Annotated in this window: 21 protein-coding genes; all 21 read right to left on the minus strand. The window is 59.6% G+C overall.

Going from position 1 to position 18,708, the window contains the following annotated elements:
• Positions 1–32: 32 nt before the first annotated feature.
• Entirely contained in the window at positions 33–2,189 is a 2,157-nt protein-coding gene (locus tag ASD31_RS03035; RefSeq protein ID WP_056329072.1) for a hypothetical protein, read from the minus strand.
• A gap of 62 nt (positions 2,190–2,251) precedes the next feature.
• Positions 2,252–4,684, minus strand: coding sequence for a hypothetical protein (locus ASD31_RS03040; protein WP_056329074.1), 2,433 nt, complete (start codon positions 4,682–4,684; stop codon positions 2,252–2,254).
• Positions 4,684–5,079, minus strand: a complete 396-nt coding sequence (locus ASD31_RS03045) for a DUF6950 family protein (RefSeq protein ID WP_156392489.1) — start codon at positions 5,077–5,079, stop codon at positions 4,684–4,686. The genes ASD31_RS03040 and ASD31_RS03045 overlap by 1 nt, the downstream gene beginning before the upstream one ends.
• Complete coding sequence (locus ASD31_RS03050; protein WP_056329086.1) at positions 5,079–5,651, minus strand: hypothetical protein; 573 nt, start codon at positions 5,649–5,651, stop codon at positions 5,079–5,081. The genes ASD31_RS03045 and ASD31_RS03050 overlap by 1 nt, the downstream gene beginning before the upstream one ends.
• Positions 5,651–6,373 (minus strand): hypothetical protein, encoded by a 723-nt coding sequence (locus ASD31_RS03055; protein ID WP_056329089.1) that lies wholly within the window; start codon positions 6,371–6,373, stop codon positions 5,651–5,653. Before ASD31_RS03055 ends, ASD31_RS03050 begins: the two co-directional genes overlap by 1 nt.
• Positions 6,373–8,646: a phage tail tape measure protein gene (locus tag ASD31_RS03060; protein WP_056329092.1), complete on the minus strand. Its 2,274-nt coding sequence runs from the start codon at positions 8,644–8,646 to the stop codon at positions 6,373–6,375. Before ASD31_RS03060 ends, ASD31_RS03055 begins: the two co-directional genes overlap by 1 nt.
• Positions 8,647–8,910, minus strand: a complete 264-nt coding sequence (locus ASD31_RS03065) for a hypothetical protein (protein WP_244483734.1) — start codon at positions 8,908–8,910, stop codon at positions 8,647–8,649. It abuts the gene before it with no gap.
• 26 nt (positions 8,911–8,936) lie between these two features.
• Positions 8,937–9,290 carry a GTA-gp10 family protein gene (locus ASD31_RS03070; protein ID WP_056329097.1) on the minus strand — a complete coding sequence of 118 codons (354 nt, stop codon included), beginning with the start codon at positions 9,288–9,290 and terminating at the stop codon, positions 8,937–8,939.
• Positions 9,291–9,719 (minus strand): phage tail tube protein, encoded by a 429-nt coding sequence (locus ASD31_RS03075; RefSeq protein ID WP_056329099.1) that lies wholly within the window; start codon positions 9,717–9,719, stop codon positions 9,291–9,293. It abuts the gene before it with no gap.
• A 10-nt stretch (positions 9,720–9,729) separates the two neighbouring features.
• The gene (locus tag ASD31_RS03080; RefSeq protein WP_056329102.1) at positions 9,730–10,119 is read right to left on the minus strand and encodes a tail completion protein gp17; all 390 of its coding nucleotides are present in this window, start codon (positions 10,117–10,119) and stop codon (positions 9,730–9,732) included.
• Between the two features lie 2 nt (positions 10,120–10,121).
• Positions 10,122–10,349, minus strand: a complete 228-nt coding sequence (locus ASD31_RS03085; protein ID WP_156392472.1) for a hypothetical protein — start codon at positions 10,347–10,349, stop codon at positions 10,122–10,124.
• A 15-nt stretch (positions 10,350–10,364) separates the two neighbouring features.
• Positions 10,365–10,814 (minus strand): HK97-gp10 family putative phage morphogenesis protein, encoded by a 450-nt coding sequence (locus ASD31_RS03090; RefSeq protein ID WP_056329107.1) that lies wholly within the window; start codon positions 10,812–10,814, stop codon positions 10,365–10,367.
• Positions 10,814–11,161 (minus strand): phage head closure protein, encoded by a 348-nt coding sequence (locus ASD31_RS03095; RefSeq protein ID WP_244483735.1) that lies wholly within the window; start codon positions 11,159–11,161, stop codon positions 10,814–10,816. The genes ASD31_RS03090 and ASD31_RS03095 overlap by 1 nt, the downstream gene beginning before the upstream one ends.
• A complete protein-coding gene (locus ASD31_RS03100) occupies positions 11,161–11,742 on the minus strand; it encodes a head-tail connector protein (RefSeq protein WP_056329113.1) in 582 nt (193 codons plus the stop codon). Before ASD31_RS03100 ends, ASD31_RS03095 begins: the two co-directional genes overlap by 1 nt.
• A 57-nt stretch (positions 11,743–11,799) precedes the next feature.
• Positions 11,800–12,177 carry a hypothetical protein gene (locus tag ASD31_RS03105; protein WP_056329115.1) on the minus strand — a complete coding sequence of 126 codons (378 nt, stop codon included), beginning with the start codon at positions 12,175–12,177 and terminating at the stop codon, positions 11,800–11,802.
• Between the two features lie 80 nt (positions 12,178–12,257).
• The gene (locus ASD31_RS03110) at positions 12,258–13,634 is read right to left on the minus strand and encodes a phage major capsid protein (RefSeq protein ID WP_244483736.1); all 1,377 of its coding nucleotides are present in this window, start codon (positions 13,632–13,634) and stop codon (positions 12,258–12,260) included.
• An 11-nt stretch (positions 13,635–13,645) separates the two neighbouring features.
• On the minus strand, positions 13,646–14,524 hold the full coding sequence (locus ASD31_RS03115) for a head maturation protease, ClpP-related (protein ID WP_244483737.1): 879 nt from the start codon (positions 14,522–14,524) through the stop codon (positions 13,646–13,648).
• Positions 14,472–15,770 (minus strand): phage portal protein, encoded by a 1,299-nt coding sequence (locus ASD31_RS03120; protein ID WP_082520380.1) that lies wholly within the window; start codon positions 15,768–15,770, stop codon positions 14,472–14,474. Before ASD31_RS03120 ends, ASD31_RS03115 begins: the two co-directional genes overlap by 53 nt.
• A 5-nt stretch (positions 15,771–15,775) precedes the next feature.
• Positions 15,776–17,536 (minus strand): terminase large subunit, encoded by a 1,761-nt coding sequence (locus ASD31_RS03125; RefSeq protein ID WP_056329120.1) that lies wholly within the window; start codon positions 17,534–17,536, stop codon positions 15,776–15,778.
• On the minus strand, positions 17,533–18,012 hold the full coding sequence (locus ASD31_RS03130) for a hypothetical protein (protein ID WP_056329123.1): 480 nt from the start codon (positions 18,010–18,012) through the stop codon (positions 17,533–17,535). Before ASD31_RS03130 ends, ASD31_RS03125 begins: the two co-directional genes overlap by 4 nt.
• A 369-nt stretch (positions 18,013–18,381) precedes the next feature.
• Positions 18,382–18,684, minus strand: coding sequence for an HNH endonuclease (locus ASD31_RS03135; protein WP_244483738.1), 303 nt, complete (start codon positions 18,682–18,684; stop codon positions 18,382–18,384).
• Between the last annotated feature and the right edge of the window lie 24 nt (positions 18,685–18,708).

Here is an 18,708-nt window from a genome sequence, read left to right on the forward strand (position 1 = left end):
AGTTCCTGATATTGTAGCCATGTCAGATATCCTTACAGGTCGTTGGTGTCGAACGTGCCGAGCACAGTGGGGGTGTAGGTGCCGTCGAACGGAGCACCCTTGAATGTCGCAAGCCAGCTTCCGTCCGTGCGAACGTCGAGGCGGCAATAGCCCTGCGCTGTCAGAATGTGGCTATCGACGCCATCCCACACATAGGGGCCGCCGCCCGTCTTGCTGTCGCGCATAAAGGGCGAGGCCATGATCTGGGTCAGCTTCGTGTTGAGCGAACCAGCTGTCGAAAAGTCGGTGTTGGTGCCATCGTCCACAGCGCAGGAATGGAAGTCACCATTCAGGATCGTCATGGGAGGAAGGTTCGGATTTGCGACCACGGCATTGCAGATTGCCGTCTGCTCGGTTGACCATCCGTCCTGCCAGCCGTCATAGACCGCGCCGGTCCAACCGGTCGGAGAGACGATGAACAGCCGGTTGATGTCTCCGGCAGCAGCGTCGGTCGCAGCCTGCGGGAGGAATGTGCCCGTGAACCAGCCAAGCTGATTCCATGAGCCCGGCGGGTTGGTGCCGTTGCCCAGCATCGTCGCACCGCCGGTCAGCCGCCGTTGCGAGCGCGTGTCGAGCATGACAAAACGGGCCTTGCCGATATCGAACACCTGCACGGGCAGGATCTTCGCCGGGTCAGTCTCGCCAAGCTGTTGCTGAATGAACGGGTAATGCGGCGTTGTCTCGCGATAGACCTGTCGCCTGATTGCACCACCGGGATTGGAGCTATCCCAATCATTGTCGTTACCGCCGAAATAGTCGTGGTCATCGTACATATAGGCCAGCAGCGGGATCTTCCGGAGAAGCGCGGCCACGTCATTGTTGGACCGGAAATGACGCTCATTGCGCGACCGCAGCAACTTGATGTCCACGGCCGTCACATCGGAATAGTCGATGTCGCCCATATGCAGCAGACCGAGAATGCCTGTCTCTTTTGCCATCGCCCGATAGCTCGGCACGATGATGCCAGGGTCTGCGCCGAACTCATTGCAGGACCCAAGCAAGATTGAAAAGGCCGTAGCGACGTGGGAGGCCGGCACCGTCTTTACCGAGATTGCAGGTGACGCAAGTCCGTCCACCCGCGCCCGATAGAAATACTGGGTGCCAGCCAAAAGTCCGGAAATCCTCTGCTTGATCGATTTCCAGTAGCTGCCATCGAATTTCTCGGTGGCATAAGGCACCGTCGCTGGAGTCGTTTGCACCACATTGAGGAAGTTTTGATCCGTTGACACCTCTATCTGGGCAACGCTCTGAGGCGTCCCGCCATCGACATCACATGCAACAGTAAAACCGTCCGGCTGCAGGGCGCCCGTCCAGATGCGCGCAGCGGCGCCACTAGTTGGCGTGTAGGCACTGCCGCTGTCGTCGCCGGACGTGAAGCCGAACGGACCAGTTTCGTCGAAGCCAGCAATGATGTTGCCACGTTCGTCCTTCAGCACCCAATGAAATCCATCTGCCGAGACTGCCCGCATGCCGGCAAACGAGACTCCATCCTCGGTGCTCGCCCCGAGAATCTCGTTTCCATACTCATCAGAGACCGTGAACAGTCCGTCCGGGCGCGCCTTGATCGTGTCGAGCAGGTAGGAAAAGATCGGCACGAGCGTGGCGATATCGAAGATGAAGGTGAAGTTCAGGGCAGTCGTGCCGAGTGTGATCGGTCCGGGCGTCGTGAGGATGTAGGCCTTGCTCCCGTTCGCTGCCCCCTCCTGCACGAAACTAGCCATGAACAGGACTTCAGTTGCGAGATCGGCGTCAGCGGACCGAGACGCCGCACCCGAACTCACCACGGTATAGATGCCGTTTTCCGCTGGCGCCGTCTGTCCGAGAAGCAGCACACGATTACCGGTCGCGAGCGTCACGCCGTCGATCGTATCGCCGTTCTCAAGGCCATTTGCCAGATTGACGTTGGCGGTAGAAGCTGCTCGGACCGGCGTTTTCCACTGAGTGGATGTGGTGACAGTCGCGAGGAGATTGCTTACCTCCTGGGCAATGCCCGCGATCGCAGCGTCATACTCGTTAATGGTAGATTGTATTACTCTGCCCGCCGATCTCACTTCGCTCTTTTTGACCTTATATTTCCCGGAACTTGGGATGCCGGTCGAAACATAGTCCCTGAACGCGTTGTCGAAGGCGTTCTTGATTTCGTCAGCCATGCGGATACCTCATGAAGAAGCGTCCTGCTAATGCAGGTGCGCGAAAGTGAATATTTGATGTTTTAAATGATCGCCACGGCGACAGGGCCGCTCGGCGGGCCCGCCACGCCAGAGCCATTGACTGGAACTGCGTAGTAGTCCCACGCGCCCTGTGGGACGCAAGACAGCGTTTGAAGGTATAGGGCAACATTATCGATGTCGCAGACCAAAGGTGCCGTCGAGCGGATAGTAATTTTGGTGTTCCCGTTGTTGGCGAGCGTCTCCAGGAAAGCGCCGTTCACGGTCCGCAAGACACCACTGCTCTGCGTGCCGCCTTCAAGCGCCATTCGGGTGCTTCCCCCGGCAATGTTGCTGACTTCAAAGTACCCACGGAAAACTCCTGCCGGGTTTTCGGTGAGCGTAGCGATTGCTTGCTCCAAGGTTGTCGCGGACCCCGATGCTTTGTGTGCAACGCCGGCGGCAATCGTCCAGCCAGCGCCCTTGGTCCAAGCGGTGTCACTTCCAAAAGTCCCATTGGTGACCAAATTTGCCCGGCTCGCATCTCCGTCCGTATAGCCGTAGGTTGCCGCGATGGATGACGCGACGGGGAGCGTGGCAATCGGCGTATCAACGTCAACATCGAGAGGAGCACCGCTAGCCTTCCGGTAAAGCTTCACGCTCTTCAAGCGGGTGTCATTTGCCGTTGTAAGCGAGAACACCGCGTTGCCAAGATGGGGCACAGCTGCAGTCTGGGTAAACACCGTAAGCGCCGCCGGCGCGACCGGGTCGGCAACCGCTACCCGCGTTACATAATCGGTCCATTCTGATTGCGTGCCACCACCCCAGGCCCGCAAGCGGAAACGGTAGGAGACCCCATCAATCAGGTAACCGGAACGGACCTCGTCTTCCTCGGGCTCCGACAGGATCGAGCGGGGCGGTTCGCTCTCGTCGCTCGGCTGCCATTCAAGCTCATAGGTGAGATCGTCGCTATAGTGAGCCCACGAGGCCAGACCATATGCAACATCGCTGGAACCGCTCACCGTGTCCCGATGGATCACCACATCAAAGTCGGTCGGGGTCGGCACCCCGCCGTTTTCCAGCAGGATCACATCATTCCCCGGTTCACCCTCTTCGGTCGCCGCATCGAACGCATAGAGATCTGCCGGCACGATGATGCCGGCAAACTCCATTGTCAGGTTGCGCAACGAAAGCTTCGGCGTCTCGGCGATCTCGACTAGTACCATGTCGAGCTTCGGTGGGATATTGACCCAGACGAAACGGCGATAGGGCACATTCTCCGCCGGCTCATAATGCGCCAGGATCGAGACCCGCGGCGCATTGGCCCGGATAAAGGCGATCTTCTGCAGCCTCTGCACGTGGTTGTGAGACTGGACCGCATTGTTGTCGATCGTCTTGGTGCGCTCGGTATCGTCGCCATCCACATAGGGATCGCCATAGATCGCCGCATCCGACGTTGCATGATCGAGGTCGAGCCGCACATAGCGGCCGCGCACCGCCAGCACATTCGACGTGTCGCGCGTATTGCCATCGAGGTTGAAACTGATGACATCGTTGCGTGTGAGCGTGATGTCCGGCTCGACGAACTCGCCCGCATGGCAACCAACCAACCCGTCCGGCCGTTCGAAGATGACGAGCTCGGCCGCCTGGTCCATGATGCGCCCCACTTCGGTCGGATCATTGTTCGCCCGAAACCAGAACCCCCCGAAATAACGCGGCTCGTTTTCCCCGTCCCGGTTGACAACGAGCTCGGCGCAGACATCCGCCGCATGGGCAAAGTCCGGCAGATACACATCGTCGAGCGAGAGCTTTCCACCAACAGGATGCGTCAGGTGCCACAAGCGCATCAGGGCAATGTTGCGGCTGAAGGCGACGGTTTCGGTTCTCGGGTCAAAGAATTTGTAGCCGGCCATCACCGCAGACCATTGCGGCATCTGGTTCGGATAGACCTTCATATAGTTCTTCTGGCTGACGCCACGGCACGACATCATGATCGATGCCAAACCGTCGCCCCGATGATCTTCCGAATAGATTGTCGGGAAGGTGGTCAGGAGGTCTGGATAGGCCGTTTCCGCCGGCAGACCCGTGCGCTCCAGGATCTTGACGACATTCGGAGTGAAATGCTGGGGAGCTGCGACAAAGCCAGTCTCGTCGAGCAACACCTGCTCGTCGTGAAGGTAGTGCTGGATATACCCTTCGATCTCGTGTGCGGCAGCAACGATGACGTGGTAGGCGATACCGTTCTTTTCCTCGAGAAAGGCATAGTCGCCGCCCTTTTTTGACCAGCCCATGACATAGGCGAGCGAAGGCACATTCTGTTTCAGATTGAACGTGCCGTCTTCCGGCTTTGGCACGGAAGGCTTGTCGACGAACAGCGATTGCGCATAGGCAAGTCCGCCAAGCGCCAGCGCATAGGTGCCGAGATAAAGCGCGTTCGCCGCGAATGTCGTGGTGGCCAGCGAAGAGATGATCAGCGCAAGCGTTTCAAGGCCCGGCATCAGATGCTCCAGATGGCAAGCGGCGTGGCGATCATGCGATGGACCCCGTGGATGAACCGCACATTCCAGCCCTCCCCGTCATGGATGGCGCCGAACTGCCGGTGAATATTGGTAGGACTGCCGATTACGCCGATGCTGCCGCAGAACGGGCGCTGGGTTCGCTTGGCACTGATGCTGTCGGCGCAACGCTCGACCAGTGCCGTCACGCTGCCAGCCTGTTCTATGATCCGGCGAAACCCTGCCTCGTCGTCATAGGTGCCGCGCAGATGGCGCGCCGGATCTGAATAGCCGAGCCACATCGCCCAGGCCGAAAGGCAAAGACAGCAATCGACCTTTCCCGGCTCCCAAGGCAATTCGCCATAGGCGCGAGAAAAACTCACCCACTGATCGAGCATCACCACTTTGGCCAGCGGATCGCTTTGTTGAGGTAGATGATGACACGCTCTGCAAACCTGTCGGGAGGAGCGGTCGGATTAAGCACGGCCGATCGCGCCCTCTGGTTCGTGTCGGAGAGCACACCTCCATTCGATTGCTTGCGCAAGGCAAATCGGTTGGTGACTTCCACGGTGATGATCGAGCGGATCTCGGTATCGGAGGCACTGTCCCCAAAAATCAGATTGTCGATCTTTCCGGTAAACTTGATCGTCGGCGCGCCGATCGGCTGTTCGTATTCGTCGCACTTTTGAATCATGATCCGGAACCGCGCGCCCTTGATCGTGCCTGCCTTGTAGTCGATCCAGATCTGATCGGATGTGGGCCCGTCGATCCCGGAAATGACCAGCGATAGCGTGAACGCCTCGGCATTGATGGCAAGCTCGATCTGGTCGAGCGCGTCTTCCGTGAGCACGCAGGAGCGATAAATCTCCCCGTCACTGTCGACGAAGGGTCCACCGGAGCCATCATACCAGCGCAGCGTTCCAGACGGCAGATCAACCTGGCAGAGGACGCGAAGGGATTTCAGGGCCATCAGGGCTCACCGCCCACAGCCAGGATGTTCCAATATTGCATGTCCTGGACGAAGCTTACATTGACCCGCTCATTGCCATTGATGTTGGCGCCATTGTCCATGCCGCGATCGTCGGCAAGATTGCAGAGGCACGTCGGCAGATCGAATTCCAGGCTGGCGCCGGCTGGAATAGTCGCCACCACGCTCGGGCTTACGCGCATCGTCCAGACATCACCGTCGACATCGAGCACCTGCCCGGTTCGATAGAGCGCATGATTGTAGCTGAAAAGCACCCCCGCAAGATCGTCCTCGGCATTGATGATCCGCAGCATGATTGTCGTTGCACCAATAGCAACCGCCTCATGTGCAACGACCGAGATCTCGCCCTGTTCATATTCGGTCTCGTCGGAGAATTCCGTGTCGTCGTCATGCGGCACTTCCGGCGATGCGATATAGCTGCCGGTGGCGCCGATGCGCGGAGCCGTCTGATGCGACCAGACCGGAATGGCGATGCGGCCCGACGATCCCGACAGGACGTCCTTGATCGCCTCCCAGGTCCGCAACTGGGCGCGGCTGTGAAGCAGCACGCCGGCATAGTCGATTGACCAATAACCGAGATCCGTGCGGACAGACGGCTTCGCACCGCCGAGCGACCGGCCGCCTGTCCGCGTGAACGGGACAAGGTTGGGCCGGACTTCGGCGGGGATCAACAGATCGTGCGGCCAGACGGGGATCACGCTCATCAGCTATTCCGATAATCTCCGCCTGCCTTGGCGGTCTGGTGATGGGCGACGGTCGGCATGACGTTGCGGTTGGCCTGGCCGACGATGCTGGGAGCGGCCTTGGACACTCGGCCGTCCGAGATTTCCTCAACACGCACGTCAAAGTACGGGGATGGGATGACATGCACCTGCATCTCACCTCGTCCACCATCCAGCGTTTGCCCAGGCTTTGTGATATCGACCCGCTCATTTGGGGATTTTCGAAACGCTACAACCTGACTATCTATGCCGCCGGTGCCACCGGGCATGATTGTGCCGCCTCGCGCAAACCCGAACAGGCCGCCGACGAGGCTGGAGAGGAAACCCCCAATCCCGCCACCACCACCGCCAAAGGAAGATGTGAGACCCTGCAGGGCGATATCGGCAAACTTGCCGACGACATCGGACAGCACATCGGACCATTCCTTGGTGCCCTTGATCGCTCCAGCGATGGATGATCCGAGACCGGAAAAGGCATTCGTCGAAGAGGAACCAACCTGCTTGACCGCAGTTTCCGCGCCCTTCATTGCCGTGGTGATGCCATCGGAAGCAGTCTGCGCGACCCCGACAACGGCAGCTGTTTGGCCTTCCATGCCGATCCCGAGACCCTGCATGATGTTCGTGCCAATCTCTGCCATGACGCGAGACGGCGAATGGATATCAAAGAAGCCGGTGAAGCTATCCTTGATGCTGGACGCGATCCCGGTGACGTTGGCCTTGAGGCCTTCCCACTTCGCCTGGATACCCTGCCACAACCCGTCGATGATTTGCCCGCCGATGGTGAGCATCTGTCCGGGCAGTGCGGCGAATGCAGCCGCAAAGTCCAAAACGAACTGCCCGACCTTCGCAGTGAGTTCGGAGAACTTCGCCGGAAGCGTCTCAAGGAGGCCGGCGCCAATCTGGACCATCGCCTCGTTGAACTTTACGAACACCTCCCAGGCACGCTGAATTTCAGGCCAGAAGGCTATAACGGCCGCCGTGATGGCAGCGATGCCGGCGACAGCCGCAGCGATCGGTAGCCCAATGGCGGCAATGGCTGTAACTAGCGTTCCGATAACGACAACAACCGGACCGATGATCGCGACCAGGCCAGCGACGATCGTTCCCCATTTCAGGATTTCCGGACTGGTCTTGGCGAGCTTGGTCATCCATTCGGCCAGCTTCGTGACGAAAGCCGTGATCGTTTCCAGCAGCCCGCTATCGGCGATCGCCAGCTTCAACTCGTCGAAAGCGCCGGCGAGCTTCTCCAACTCGCCATTGAAGCCCTTCATCCGGGCAGCGGCCTGTTCGTCGGCAATGCCTTTCCTGTTGATGGCTTCCACCATCGTATTGATGCCGGCCGCACCCTCATTGCCCAGGGCGACCGCCGTGCGCAGCGCGTCCGTGCCGAATATCGTATTCAGAGCGTCGTTTCGCGCCTCGTCGCTCAGCCCGGCGAGCGCGACCTTCAGCTGCTCGGCAATATCAGGCAGGGCCTTCATCTTGCCGCTGGCGTCGAAGAATTCCAGCCCCAACTTTTCGATGGCGGCCGCGGCACCATCACTCTGCGGCACGAGCCGCAGCAGGAAGGTCTTGAAGGACGTGCCGGCATCGGAGCCCGAGTTGAACACGTCCGACGTGGCGGCAATCGCCGCATTGAATTCCGTCAGGTCGACACCGAGAGACCCGGCCACGCCGCCGGCCTGCCCGATCGCCTGGGCATAGTCCTCGAAACCGAACTGCGACTGCAGTGTGACGCCGGTGATCTGGTCGACGATCGGCGCGAGGTCTTTCGCCTGTTTGCCGAACTGCGCCATGATATTGGTAGCGACATCGGCAGACTTGGACAGATCGCCGCCAGTTGCCTCCGACAGCTTGATCGCGGCTTCCGCCGCACCGCCCAGGATTTGCTCGGCCGTCAGCCCGTTCTTGGCCAGCATCTCCAGCATGTCGGCAGATTCCGACGCTGACTTCGTCGTCGTGCGGCCGAGATCTCGGGCAAGGGTTTCCAGCGCCTCGAACTGCGCACCGGTCGAACCGGTGGCAGCGCCGACGCGGTTCATGGCCGCTTCGAAGTCGCCGGCGGTCTTCACCGTCAGCGCACCAAAGCCGACGATCGGAGCCGTCAGATACATCGACATGGACTTGCCGATGTTCTGCATCGAGCTGCCGATGCCCTTGAGGCTTTTCATGGCATCGGCAAGGCCCTTGTCAAAGGCTGCCGTGTCGATGCCGAGGTTCACCCTCAGACTACCGATGACTGCACTACCGGCCATTCAGCTTTTCCTTTTTCGAGATCCCAACCAGGACCGCGTGATCGCTTCGATTTCGGCGGCATTCATCGGCCGCTTCTCCGGCGCGAAGGTGAGGTCTGCCAACTTCGGCATCTTCTTCTGCCGGGACAGCGCCTCGATGTGCCAGACCATCCATGCCCGGTCGTTGTGTTCTCGCTTGAGACGGCTTGCCGCCCCGTCGAGGATCACGCCGATTTCTCTCAGCGTGAGGCGCCAGAAATGCGAAGGATCTTGACCGCTTTCCACCCATGACTTGAGCAGACGATGCGGGTTCAGTCCTTCGCCTTCTGAGGGCGCGCCGTGTCTTTCGCCCCCGATGGCGCCGGGAAGGCAAGCTGAAAGGCCTGGCCGATGGCGGGCATGATGTTGGAAATGCCGGCTTCGGAGATCAGTTCGCCGGCCGATTTCAGGTCGACTTCCGAATGATGGTCACGCAGGGCCGCCCACACCAACGAGCGAACCGTTGCAATCCTCATTTCTTCCGGCTTGCCGAGACCCGCCGCGATCTTGGCGACAGGCTGTCCCATCTCTTCCTCAAGCTCGCAGAGAGCATTGATGGAAAAGCTGAGGGTGTAAGCCTTGTCGCCAGCCTGGAGCGCGACGGAGCCGCGTAGAGGGTTTGCCATTTACGCGGCCTCTCCCCAGGTATCCTCGCCGGAGACCGCGACGGTGATGGTGGCCGTCATCTTGTCATCAAGTGGGATGTCTTTTTCATAACCGGTGAGGGCAGCGTCATAAGAGACGGTAACACCGTTCGGGAACTCGATTTCGTGCTGCTCGACAGCGCCCGACGCCATCAGTCGGCGCAGCAGTTCGTCAGTCCCGTTGCCCGGCACCCAATTGATTTCGAACGATGCCTCGCCGGTATCGATCAGGCCGGCGATATATTCGCGCCGGCGGCCGGGGCTCTGCATATGCGTGGCGTCGATCCGATCGGCGGTCGCAGCGCCGGGCGTCACATTGATAACTTCGGCAATCTCGACGAAGGCCGGAACGGTGAGGGTGGAATCCCAGATGCGATATTTGGTGTTATACCCAATCATGGCAGTGGTCATGGGAACTCTCCTATGAGGCTTGGTGGTGGATGAGAAAATCGACGGACGTTCGGAAAAGAGTGGTCACCTCCCCCGCGTCCGCCGCCGGGAAATCACGTTGTGAATCGAGAAACATGCCTTGGAAGATCCCGCCGGAATAACCGGAGAGGACAGCGATCAATGCCGAGGACGCCCGCTTCGTCGAGGTGTAGGTTTCGCCATAGACATCCGCCTGCACCCGGCTAGCGACATGATCGGACGCGCCGGTCATGTGATAGGTCGGCACGCCGTCGATGCGCTGCAGAACGATGTAAGGCCGGTTCGCATCGCTCTGCGGCTTGCGGCCCCAGTTGATCCGATTGCCGACAATCGCGGTCAAAGGCGCGGCGCCAAGCAGTAGCGCGGTCAATGCTGGTTCCATGGCTACGCCTGACCCCATGTCACTTTCACGGAGCCCTCCAGCCTTTCATAGCCCGAAACAATCATCTCTCCGTCGTCGTCACATTTGATGCGGATGATAAAACCTTCCTCCTCATCGGCAGTGATGACCTTCTCGATGATCTCGCCGTTGAGAGTAACTTGGACACCAAAGCTGACGAGCTCGATCCAACGCAAATACCCAGGATCATCTGGTGATGCAGAAACTCTCATATCAACTCCCTGAGGTTAGCGACGCTTCGCCGCTTTCTTGGCCAGCCGTGTTGCCGTCTTTTCGATCTCGATCCATGTCAAGTTGGCGATGGTATCGAGCACCTTTTCCTTGTTCTGATCCCAGGCCGGACGCATGAACGGCTGCGCCTGGTGGCCCGGACCGGTTCCGAACTCCTGCAGCGGACCGTAAGGATGCGAGCCGGGGCCGATGAACATTTCGACCGGCGACTGCTTCTTGTGGAGCTTCTTCTGTCGCTCTGAAAGCTTGGTGCTGACGTCGATGCTCTCGGCCAGATGGCCTTCGTCCTTCGGCGCAAGGGCACGGGCTGTCCGCGCAACCGGCTCCCCCGCTTCCTTCATCGTCCGGCGCAGAACGGCCTTCGCATTGGCCTGCGGCAATTCCTTCAGCGCCTTCTCAAGATCCTTGAGACCGTCAACCCCAACCGTGAAACCGCCACGCGCCATCAGTTGTTCGCCCGCACCGCTGTGAGTTCGATAAACCGGTTGCGCCCGTCGGCCGCTTCCTTGGTGCCCTTGATGTTCCAGACGTGGCCGTCGTAGCTGATACGATCCAACGGCGTGATCGTCTTCGACAGGGTCGATGACCGGATCGTGAAATGAGCGAGCAGATAGGCGCTGATCTGCTCGGCACCCAGCAGCTCGGTCTTGACCACGTCCGAACTGTCCTTCCGCCGAGCCCACAAGGTTGCCAAATCCGACCAGGTCTCGACCGGCTCATTGAACTCGTTATTGACCGTCGTCACCCGCTGGATGGTGATGCGGCGATCGAGCTGCTGCGCGGTGATAGACATCATATCCTCGGAGGACGATATTTGCGGGAAAGCTCACGCTCGAACGCTTTCAGGTGATCGCGGTTGACTGTGGCCGCCTCATCGACCTGCATCTGCACACGGATCTTGATCGCAGTTTTGATGTCATCGGGCGTCGTTGCCTTGCCATCGACGACGGGCCATCCGCCGACGTAATCCACTGAGATCGGCGCATTCTGATAAAGACTGGACGGGAACCCATACGCATCGAGGAAACGGACGAAATAGGTTCCGCCGGCGTCTGCATCCAACGAGTAGTTTTCGACCTCTACGGGAGAGGACGTCCCCTCCGCGTCCCGCCAAGCGATGGAGGTAATGGTTTGCACCGGACGAAGCGGCAGACACATGCTTCGCTCGAAACACCGGAAGCGAGCGCGCCAGGTCTGTTCGACGAGCAGTATTCCCAAGATGCCGTTCCATCCCTCGTAGTGAGAAACGGCGGACTTGATGGCGCTCTCGATCTCGCTGTCGAGGTCGATGCTGTCGGTCCGGATAGCGAGTTTCGCCTCCGCAACGGTAACGGGAAGGACCGTGGCGGGCGTGACGAGTGTCGGTCGGAACATAGGTCTGCCTCGATTTGAGCGGAGCCGGGCGCCGCAAAGCGCCCGGCTTTCGGGCGGTTACTTCTCGGTCTTCGTGCCGTAGACGCTGAGGTCCAGACCCTGGCCGGCAAAATCGGGGTCAGAAGGATGGCGCTGGCTCGGATCGTTGAAGTCGCCGCCATTCTGGATCGCCGACGTTCCCGCACGCGGATTGTTCTCGATCGCGGGATGATCGACCGGAATAGCCTTCTTGATCTCCGGCTCGATGAAGGCGCCGCTGGCGGCATCCATTTCGGTTGCCGGCGCCGGATTTGTGACGGCCATGGTTTCGGGCAGCCGGCCCTCTTCCTTGGCACGCGCCGTCGCCTTCTCGGCAGCATCGGCCCGCTTGGCGTGATTTTCGTCGGCTACCTGCTCCGGGGTCTTCCCCTCCGGGGTCTTTGTCTTCTTGGCCATGGTGGCCTCCTGTTTAGTTGAGATTGAGAACCAGGCGGGCCGTTATTGGCCCGCCGACTTTTCTCCATCGCCGATGCGGTTTAGGCTGCAGCCATCTTCAGGGCCTTGATCGCCTGCGGATCCTGGACCCCGCCGCCAACACGCTTCGTGGTGTAGAACATCACGTAGGGCTTGTTGGAGTAGGGATCGCGCAGGACGCGGACGCCGGTACGATCAATGATCAGATAGCCCCGACGGAAGTCGCCGAAAGCAATCGGAACGGCACCAGCGGCAATGTTCGGCATGGCGGCCATTTCGGTCACCGGATAGCCGAGAACCTGAGACGGCTGCCCCAACTGGAAGGACGGCTGCCAGATATAATTGCCATCACCGTCCTTGAGCTTGCGGACGGTGCCCAGAGCATTGCGGTTGGTGACGAACCGGGCGTTCTGCTGCATGACCTGCGGCAGCATGTAGACGAGGTCGATCAGTTCATCAGTCGTGACAGCCCCGACTGCCGCCGCAGTCTTGAGCTGGATTGCGCCGAACGGGTGGACGGCGGCGCTGGCTGCTCCGGTGACGTAGGTCAGGAAGCCAGTCGGCTTGTTCGTTCCGTTGCCCGAGACGAAGGCAACGCCCTCCTGGTAGGAGAACTCGGTTTCAACCTCGTCTGCCAGCCACTGCTCGAGATTGATTTCGGCGTCGTCGAGCATCTGCTGGGTGGCGGCCGGGTTTGCATAAAGCTCGCCAGGCGTAAACGTCAGCGGGCCGAACTCAGCCGTGTTGGTTTCCGGACGCGCTGCAGTCTCGCCCACCCAGCCGGAGCCGGTCCCGCGCAGATTGAACAGCTTCTTGAAGCCTGCGCCGGAGATCGTCTGCACCTGCGCGATCTGACGCATGGGCGAAACTTCCACCAGCTTGTCGACGATCGTGCGATCCCACTCCACCGGAGCAAGATAGCCGCCTTCGTCGTCGGCGCCCTTGTTGAGCGATGCCTGGACCTCACCCTTGCGGAAGTGGGCGCGGAACGCGTCAGTATATTCACGGTCGCGCACCTCACCCGTTCCACCGCCGGCGCCCATCTGCATCGCGGCGATCTTGGCGTTGGCGTCATCAACCGCCTTCTGAAGATCGCCGACCGAGGAATTGATGCGCTCCATCTTCTCGGTTGTCACGACATCGTCGAACTTCTTCAGGAGTTCCTTCTCCTTATCCGCATGCGCGGATTTGAAGGATTCGAACGCCTTGTTGACGGCCTCGATCGCCGCCTTTACGTCGACCGGAGTTTCAGCGCGCACCGCCATGATGCCGCGACGGGAATGAGGCAGGCCCGGCAGGGCCATCGTCATGGCTGTTGCAACGTCGAAATGCACCGACGGATGAGCGACGGCAGCATAGAGTTCGGGGACGCCTCCAAGAATGACGCAGGCGCCGACGATCAGCAGAGCAAGCCCTGCCAACACATAGGACTTTTTCATGTGAGTTTTCCTTACTTGAGGAATGAGTTCGCGAGCCGCCCGAGAGCAGCGTTGATGTCGTCAGCGTCCTGCGTGACGGAAGCGGCAGCGTCATGCTTGCCGCCCTTTACCTCGCCAATGAGGCTACGGCGCTCATTGCGGGGAATTCCTGATTTGGCCAGAAGAGCATCCACGCGCCGGGTGGCGTTCACGGACTTGCCGGCCTCAGCCTTTGTCTTGTCTTCCGATACCTGGTCGGCCGGCAGAAAGCTGTCCGCGAGACCCTCTGCAACAGCCTGCTCACCGTTGAACCAGGTCTCATTGTCCATCCATTCCGCAGCCTTGGTCTTCTTTACGCCGGCGCGGTCGGAGTAGACGGTAGCCATGGCATCGTCGAAGGGCTCCATCGTCTTAGCCGCCTCTGCGAGATCATGCCGATTTCCGATCGCCACGACCCATGCATTGTGCACCATTAAAAACCCGGCCTTGCCGATCTGGATCTCATCCCCCGCCATCGCGATGACTGAAGCTGCCGAGGCCGCAAGGCCCAGAATGCGGATGGTCACTTTCTTTGGGTGGCTGCGCAGCGCATTGTAGATCGCGACACCCTCGAAGAAATCACCGCCCGGCGAATTGAGATCGACAAAGACCTCCTGATCTCCGATCGCCCGAAGCGCCGCCGAGACCCGTTTCGAGGTGACTCCACCGCCGGTCCAGAAATCCTCTCCGATGATATCAAGGATGGAGATCGTGTTTTCCGGGCTTTGCTTTGTTGCCAATATACCGGCATTCCAGCGTTCGACTGCGTCCGCATCAGGCTCGAAAGCACAGATTGACGGCAGCCGCTCAGCCTTGATCTCAGGCAGGTTCCGGAGGCTCATTATCATTGCTCCTGTTTGACGGGGCTGCACCAGTCGCCAATGCGTTCGGTGCGATTTCCTTTTCAGGCAGGTCCATGGTTTCGCGGACCTCCTCGTAGTTCATCCAGGGCTGATGCCCGCCAGAGCCGAGAGCCTTGGCGAAGAAATCAGCCTGGTCCTTCATCGATCCCCGAAGCAGGGCCCCGACGTTGAACTTGCATTCGTATCGATCAGCTTCGGCATCGGTTAGCAGTGATCTCTCGATCGCCTGCTCCCATGCCACGAACCATGGGTTAAGCGCGTAGCGCACGAAAAACTGGCCCAGCACATCAATGCCCGAGCCCCACGAGGTATCATCCACGCCCAAGAGCGGACGCGGTACGCCGAACCCACGGGCGATATCCTCGATCTGATGCTTGCGTTGCTCGATATGCTGGTTGTCGCGGCCGCTCTGGGAGAACGGTTTCGCCTCCAGCCCTTCCTCTCCGATGATCCACTTGTGCGCCATCTCGGCACCTTCGCGCTCATCCATCTGCTGTTTCAACCGCTCGAACGCCTCGTCAGACAATGTCTCTTTCACTGACATCATGCCGCCCACGAGCATGCCATTCTTGAACAATCGGGCGGCGGCACGTTCGGTCTGGAGCGCTAGGCCAATGGCTTCGGCCGCCTGCTTCACCAGCGATAATCCGGAAATGCCGTCCTCGGAAAGACCATACCGAAGGTGCAATACGTCCCTCTGCTGAAGGGTGACCTTGCCACCATCGGGACGCTGGTACTCATACTCCAGCGACCAATCACTCCGCTGCTTCGGTCGCACCCTCTCGGTGGCAAGCGGTACAAGCTGGATCGGCCGGTCGCCGCTACGAACTATTCGCGCAAATGCGTCGCCTCGGCAGCCATCGCCATTGTAGCCGAGTGCCCGCTGCTGCATCAGCGAGCGGAATTCGAATGCGGTTTGCCATGCGTTCGGCTTGCGGTGCAGGATGCGGAACAGAGGATGATCTGTAGCCTTCTCCTTGCTGTCCTTGTCCCGAAGGTGAAGCGGCAATGCCCCCATTGCGAAAGTGATCAGCGACACGCAGCGGATCACGGTCGTGTTTGTCATGGCCGACTTCGCCGTGACGGTGAAGCCGCTTTCCGTCTGGTTCCCGTCACGCAAGAAGCTTAGGAGGCGGGGATCGCTCATATCCCAGAACTGCGCGACCTCACCAGACATCGCGCTAACCCGGGAGGGTGCCACCGCAGGGCCTGCCGGCGCAGCCTCGGCGCGCTTGAAGATGCTGAGAATTCCCATGCCGGTTACACCATCCTCATGCCGCGGGTTTCATATACCGACTTCCCCGGCGCTTCAGGGTTCCGGCCCATAAGGTAGACGGAGTTGAAGAACGCCATCGCCGGGTCGATTTTGGCGTCACCGGCAGTTTGTTTCGTGGCCCGGATCGCCGTGGCCGTAGGCTCGATCTTCAGATTGGACACACACCACGGCATTAGCCGGCCGCCGCAATGCTTGATCAGGCCGCTAGAAACGCGACGCTCCGCACTCTTGAGAGCATTCATCATCCCGTAGCCTTGCGGCGCAGCGACAACGAGTTTCGATTCCTGCGTCAGGCCGATATCTTCGAGGGCGTCGACAAATTCCCCCAGGCCTGCGGCGTCGGCCGCAACACCACCCAAAAGACCACGATCCTTGATGCGCTGGATGATTTCGATAATCGAGCCGACATCCTGAAGAGCATCATCGACGATCGTCAATTCGCCGGCAGCCTCGAAGTCTTGCAGGATAGGCGCAATCTTTTTGCGGATATCGAGGACACCGCGATGGCACCACGCATGTGACCAGGACAGCCAGCGCTTCATGTACCGCGTCGACCAAACACCATCCACTTTTACCCGGATGGGTATCTCTGCCGGCTCTCGACCGAGGACGTTGAAGCCGAAAAGATCGTCCAGCCCGCCGCCATCAACCCCGGTTACTACCACCTCGCAGCGGTCAAGAAGTTGTTCCAGCGCTTCAAAATGGGGAAGTTTACCGAGATCTTCATCGGCCGCCTTCTCCCAGTAATTTGCTCCCGGCCAACGGTTTGCCCGGAGCCGCATGCCGATCTCGACATTGAGGTGCTTGGCGAGGAAGGTCTGGACGGTATCGCCGTCCTCGTCATCGCCGCTTTTCACCCGCACAAGTTTGCGCTCAAGCCACTCCGCCCGCACCGACCGGCCCATATTCGGGTTGGTGATGTAGAAGTTCGCCGGATCGAGGTAGGCCTCGTCCTCGATCATCTTCTCCGGAAATTCGTAAAGCACCGGCAGGCTGCGCGGATCGTCAATCTTGCCGTCCCGTACATTGCGGAAATAGTCGAGGCGTTCCTTGAATACGCCGGCCGGGACCTCATCGGACTGTGTCGAGAGATAAATCACAAAACCTTCTGGCCGCGATATAAGACCGCCGGTAGCCTCCTGGAGCATCGCACCGGCACCAGGTCGCTTGCCAAACAGCCAGAGTTCCTCGATCAGAACGAATGCTGCTTTCTTGCCGCCTACCGTGCTGGCGTCGGCCGACACAACCTTCAGGACTGCCTTGGTGGTCAGGTGCGTGATCTGCTTCAGATTGTCCTGGACATGCAAAAGGTCCACGAGTTCCGGGTCCGCACGAACCATGTCAGCGGCCGGCTTGAACGAATTTCCCGCGATTTCCAAAGTCGGCGCAACGATCAGCAATTCGGCGGAGTGTCGCCAGTTGCGGATCAAAGCGGTCAGCATGATGCCGGCAGCCAGCGTGCTCTTGATGTTCTTTTTGCTGATGAGGAGAAAGAACTCCTCGATTTGCCGTCTGGCGCTTTCGTGGTCGTATGCACCGAAGACGGCGCGCACGAAATCGAAAACATACTCTTCGCAGGCCTCACCAAATGTCGGCCCTCCAGGAACATCGACGATGCGGAGCGACTTGAACACCGCGAGCGCCGCTTCCGCCTCGTCGGGAAAGAGCGGCTCGAACGGTATCAGCGATCGGCGTTCGACGATCCGCCTCTCCCAGTCGAGGCAGGCTGTGGACCATTGTTTCATCGGTTGTCGACGATCAGCTTCGGCGCCGAAGGCGGCGCGAACTTACCACCGATATTTTCGGCGGTGAGCTGGCGCTGTTGCTTCTTGCCGAGTTTCGCCGCCTTCTCGCTCTTCGCATTACCGCGGTTCTCGACGCTCTTCTGAGCGCTCTCGGCCTTGACCTTATCGAGGGTTGCCAAGGCCGCATTGAGCGCGGACGAATTCCCGGACAGGCCCTGCTTGATTTGCGAGACGCGAAGCTTGGTGCGGAGACGATCGAGCATGAGGTCCCGCTGCTTCAACAAATGCAAATAATGTTTCCGAAAAGTCGGGACAGACAGGCCGAGTGTGGCCGCAACCTCTTTATTCGTCTGACCAGCAGCCAGTAACACCATGACAAATATGATGTTTTCTTCACTCGGCTCATGCTCCGGCCTTCCGCGCTTGGCGTCACCGATCACAATGGGATTGCCGAAGAGGTCAAAATCTGGGGTCATCGGAAAAAAATATCATGGTGAGGGGGACGCGGGTCCGGAGGGGAGAGGGTTTTCAGACTTTTGACCCGCCCCCCCCTCACGGTTTCGGCCTTGTCAGGTTATCGAGGTTTTGCAGGCACTATCGCTTGCTGTGACCTACGCCTTCTCGAAGGTCAGAGCAGGGTCAGCTGCACTAATGTCGGCTCCGGTCGGCAGGATCGACAGCAGCATTGCGCCCTCGGGTTAGCTCCCAGCCAGTCGCGAGCCTGATCGATGTCGATGTGGCCGTGCCCCTTAGCTTGCATCACCATGGCCACCCACACTGGGTCGCGGCCATCATCGTCGACAAGAGAGACCGCTATCCAATATCCGGTCGCATCGACATGTTGATCAGAATGACCGGCGTTCAAGCTTCTGCTTCTCGCTGTCGTGGTAGGCCTTGCTCACGGTCTGCAGGTTGCCCTGATCCCAGAACAACCGCTCATCACCGCGATGCGGTTCCTTGTGGTCGACCACCGCGCTATTCGGTGCGGGATACTTGCCGATGCACAAGACGCCGGTCTTCTGGCATGTGTAATTGTCCCGCAGGAGGATGACGTGGCGCAGCTTGCGCCAGCGTTCGGTTTTGTACCATGCCCGCCAGCTCACACTCTGGTCACGCTCACGAAGTCGTGCCGCCTCGTCGCCGGGCATGCGTCCTAACCGTGGTGCAAGAGT

The organism is Rhizobium sp. Root482, assembly GCF_001426565.1.
Classification (GTDB): Bacteria; Pseudomonadota; Alphaproteobacteria; order Rhizobiales; family Rhizobiaceae; genus Pararhizobium.

Coding starts and splice junctions, on each gene's coding strand:
- ASD31_RS03035 (WP_056329072.1), bottom strand. CDS start 2,189: ATGGCTGACGAAATCAAGAACGCCTTCGACAACGCGTTCAGGGACTAT.
- ASD31_RS03040 (WP_056329074.1), bottom strand. CDS start 4,684: ATGCCGGGCCTTGAAACGCTTGCGCTGATCATCTCTTCGCTGGCCACC.
- ASD31_RS03045 (WP_156392489.1), bottom strand. CDS start 5,079: ATGCTCGATCAGTGGGTGAGTTTTTCTCGCGCCTATGGCGAATTGCCT.
- ASD31_RS03050 (WP_056329086.1), bottom strand. CDS start 5,651: ATGGCCCTGAAATCCCTTCGCGTCCTCTGCCAGGTTGATCTGCCGTCT.
- ASD31_RS03055 (WP_056329089.1), bottom strand. CDS start 6,373: ATGAGCGTGATCCCCGTCTGGCCGCACGATCTGTTGATCCCCGCCGAA.
- ASD31_RS03060 (WP_056329092.1), bottom strand. CDS start 8,646: ATGGCCGGTAGTGCAGTCATCGGTAGTCTGAGGGTGAACCTCGGCATC.
- ASD31_RS03070 (WP_056329097.1), bottom strand. CDS start 9,290: ATGGCAAACCCTCTACGCGGCTCCGTCGCGCTCCAGGCTGGCGACAAG.
- ASD31_RS03075 (WP_056329099.1), bottom strand. CDS start 9,719: ATGACCACTGCCATGATTGGGTATAACACCAAATATCGCATCTGGGAT.
- ASD31_RS03080 (WP_056329102.1), bottom strand. CDS start 10,119: ATGGAACCAGCATTGACCGCGCTACTGCTTGGCGCCGCGCCTTTGACC.
- ASD31_RS03085 (WP_156392472.1), bottom strand. CDS start 10,349: ATGAGAGTTTCTGCATCACCAGATGATCCTGGGTATTTGCGTTGGATC.
- ASD31_RS03090 (WP_056329107.1), bottom strand. CDS start 10,814: ATGGCGCGTGGCGGTTTCACGGTTGGGGTTGACGGTCTCAAGGATCTT.
- ASD31_RS03095 (WP_244483735.1), bottom strand. CDS start 11,161: ATGTCTATCACCGCGCAGCAGCTCGATCGCCGCATCACCATCCAGCGG.
- ASD31_RS03100 (WP_056329113.1), bottom strand. CDS start 11,742: ATGTTCCGACCGACACTCGTCACGCCCGCCACGGTCCTTCCCGTTACC.
- ASD31_RS03105 (WP_056329115.1), bottom strand. CDS start 12,177: ATGGCCAAGAAGACAAAGACCCCGGAGGGGAAGACCCCGGAGCAGGTA.
- ASD31_RS03110 (WP_244483736.1), bottom strand. CDS start 13,634: ATGAAAAAGTCCTATGTGTTGGCAGGGCTTGCTCTGCTGATCGTCGGC.
- ASD31_RS03120 (WP_082520380.1), bottom strand. CDS start 15,770: ATGGGAATTCTCAGCATCTTCAAGCGCGCCGAGGCTGCGCCGGCAGGC.
- ASD31_RS03125 (WP_056329120.1), bottom strand. CDS start 17,536: ATGAAACAATGGTCCACAGCCTGCCTCGACTGGGAGAGGCGGATCGTC.
- ASD31_RS03130 (WP_056329123.1), bottom strand. CDS start 18,012: ATGACCCCAGATTTTGACCTCTTCGGCAATCCCATTGTGATCGGTGAC.
- ASD31_RS03135 (WP_244483738.1), bottom strand. CDS start 18,684: ATGCCCGGCGACGAGGCGGCACGACTTCGTGAGCGTGACCAGAGTGTG.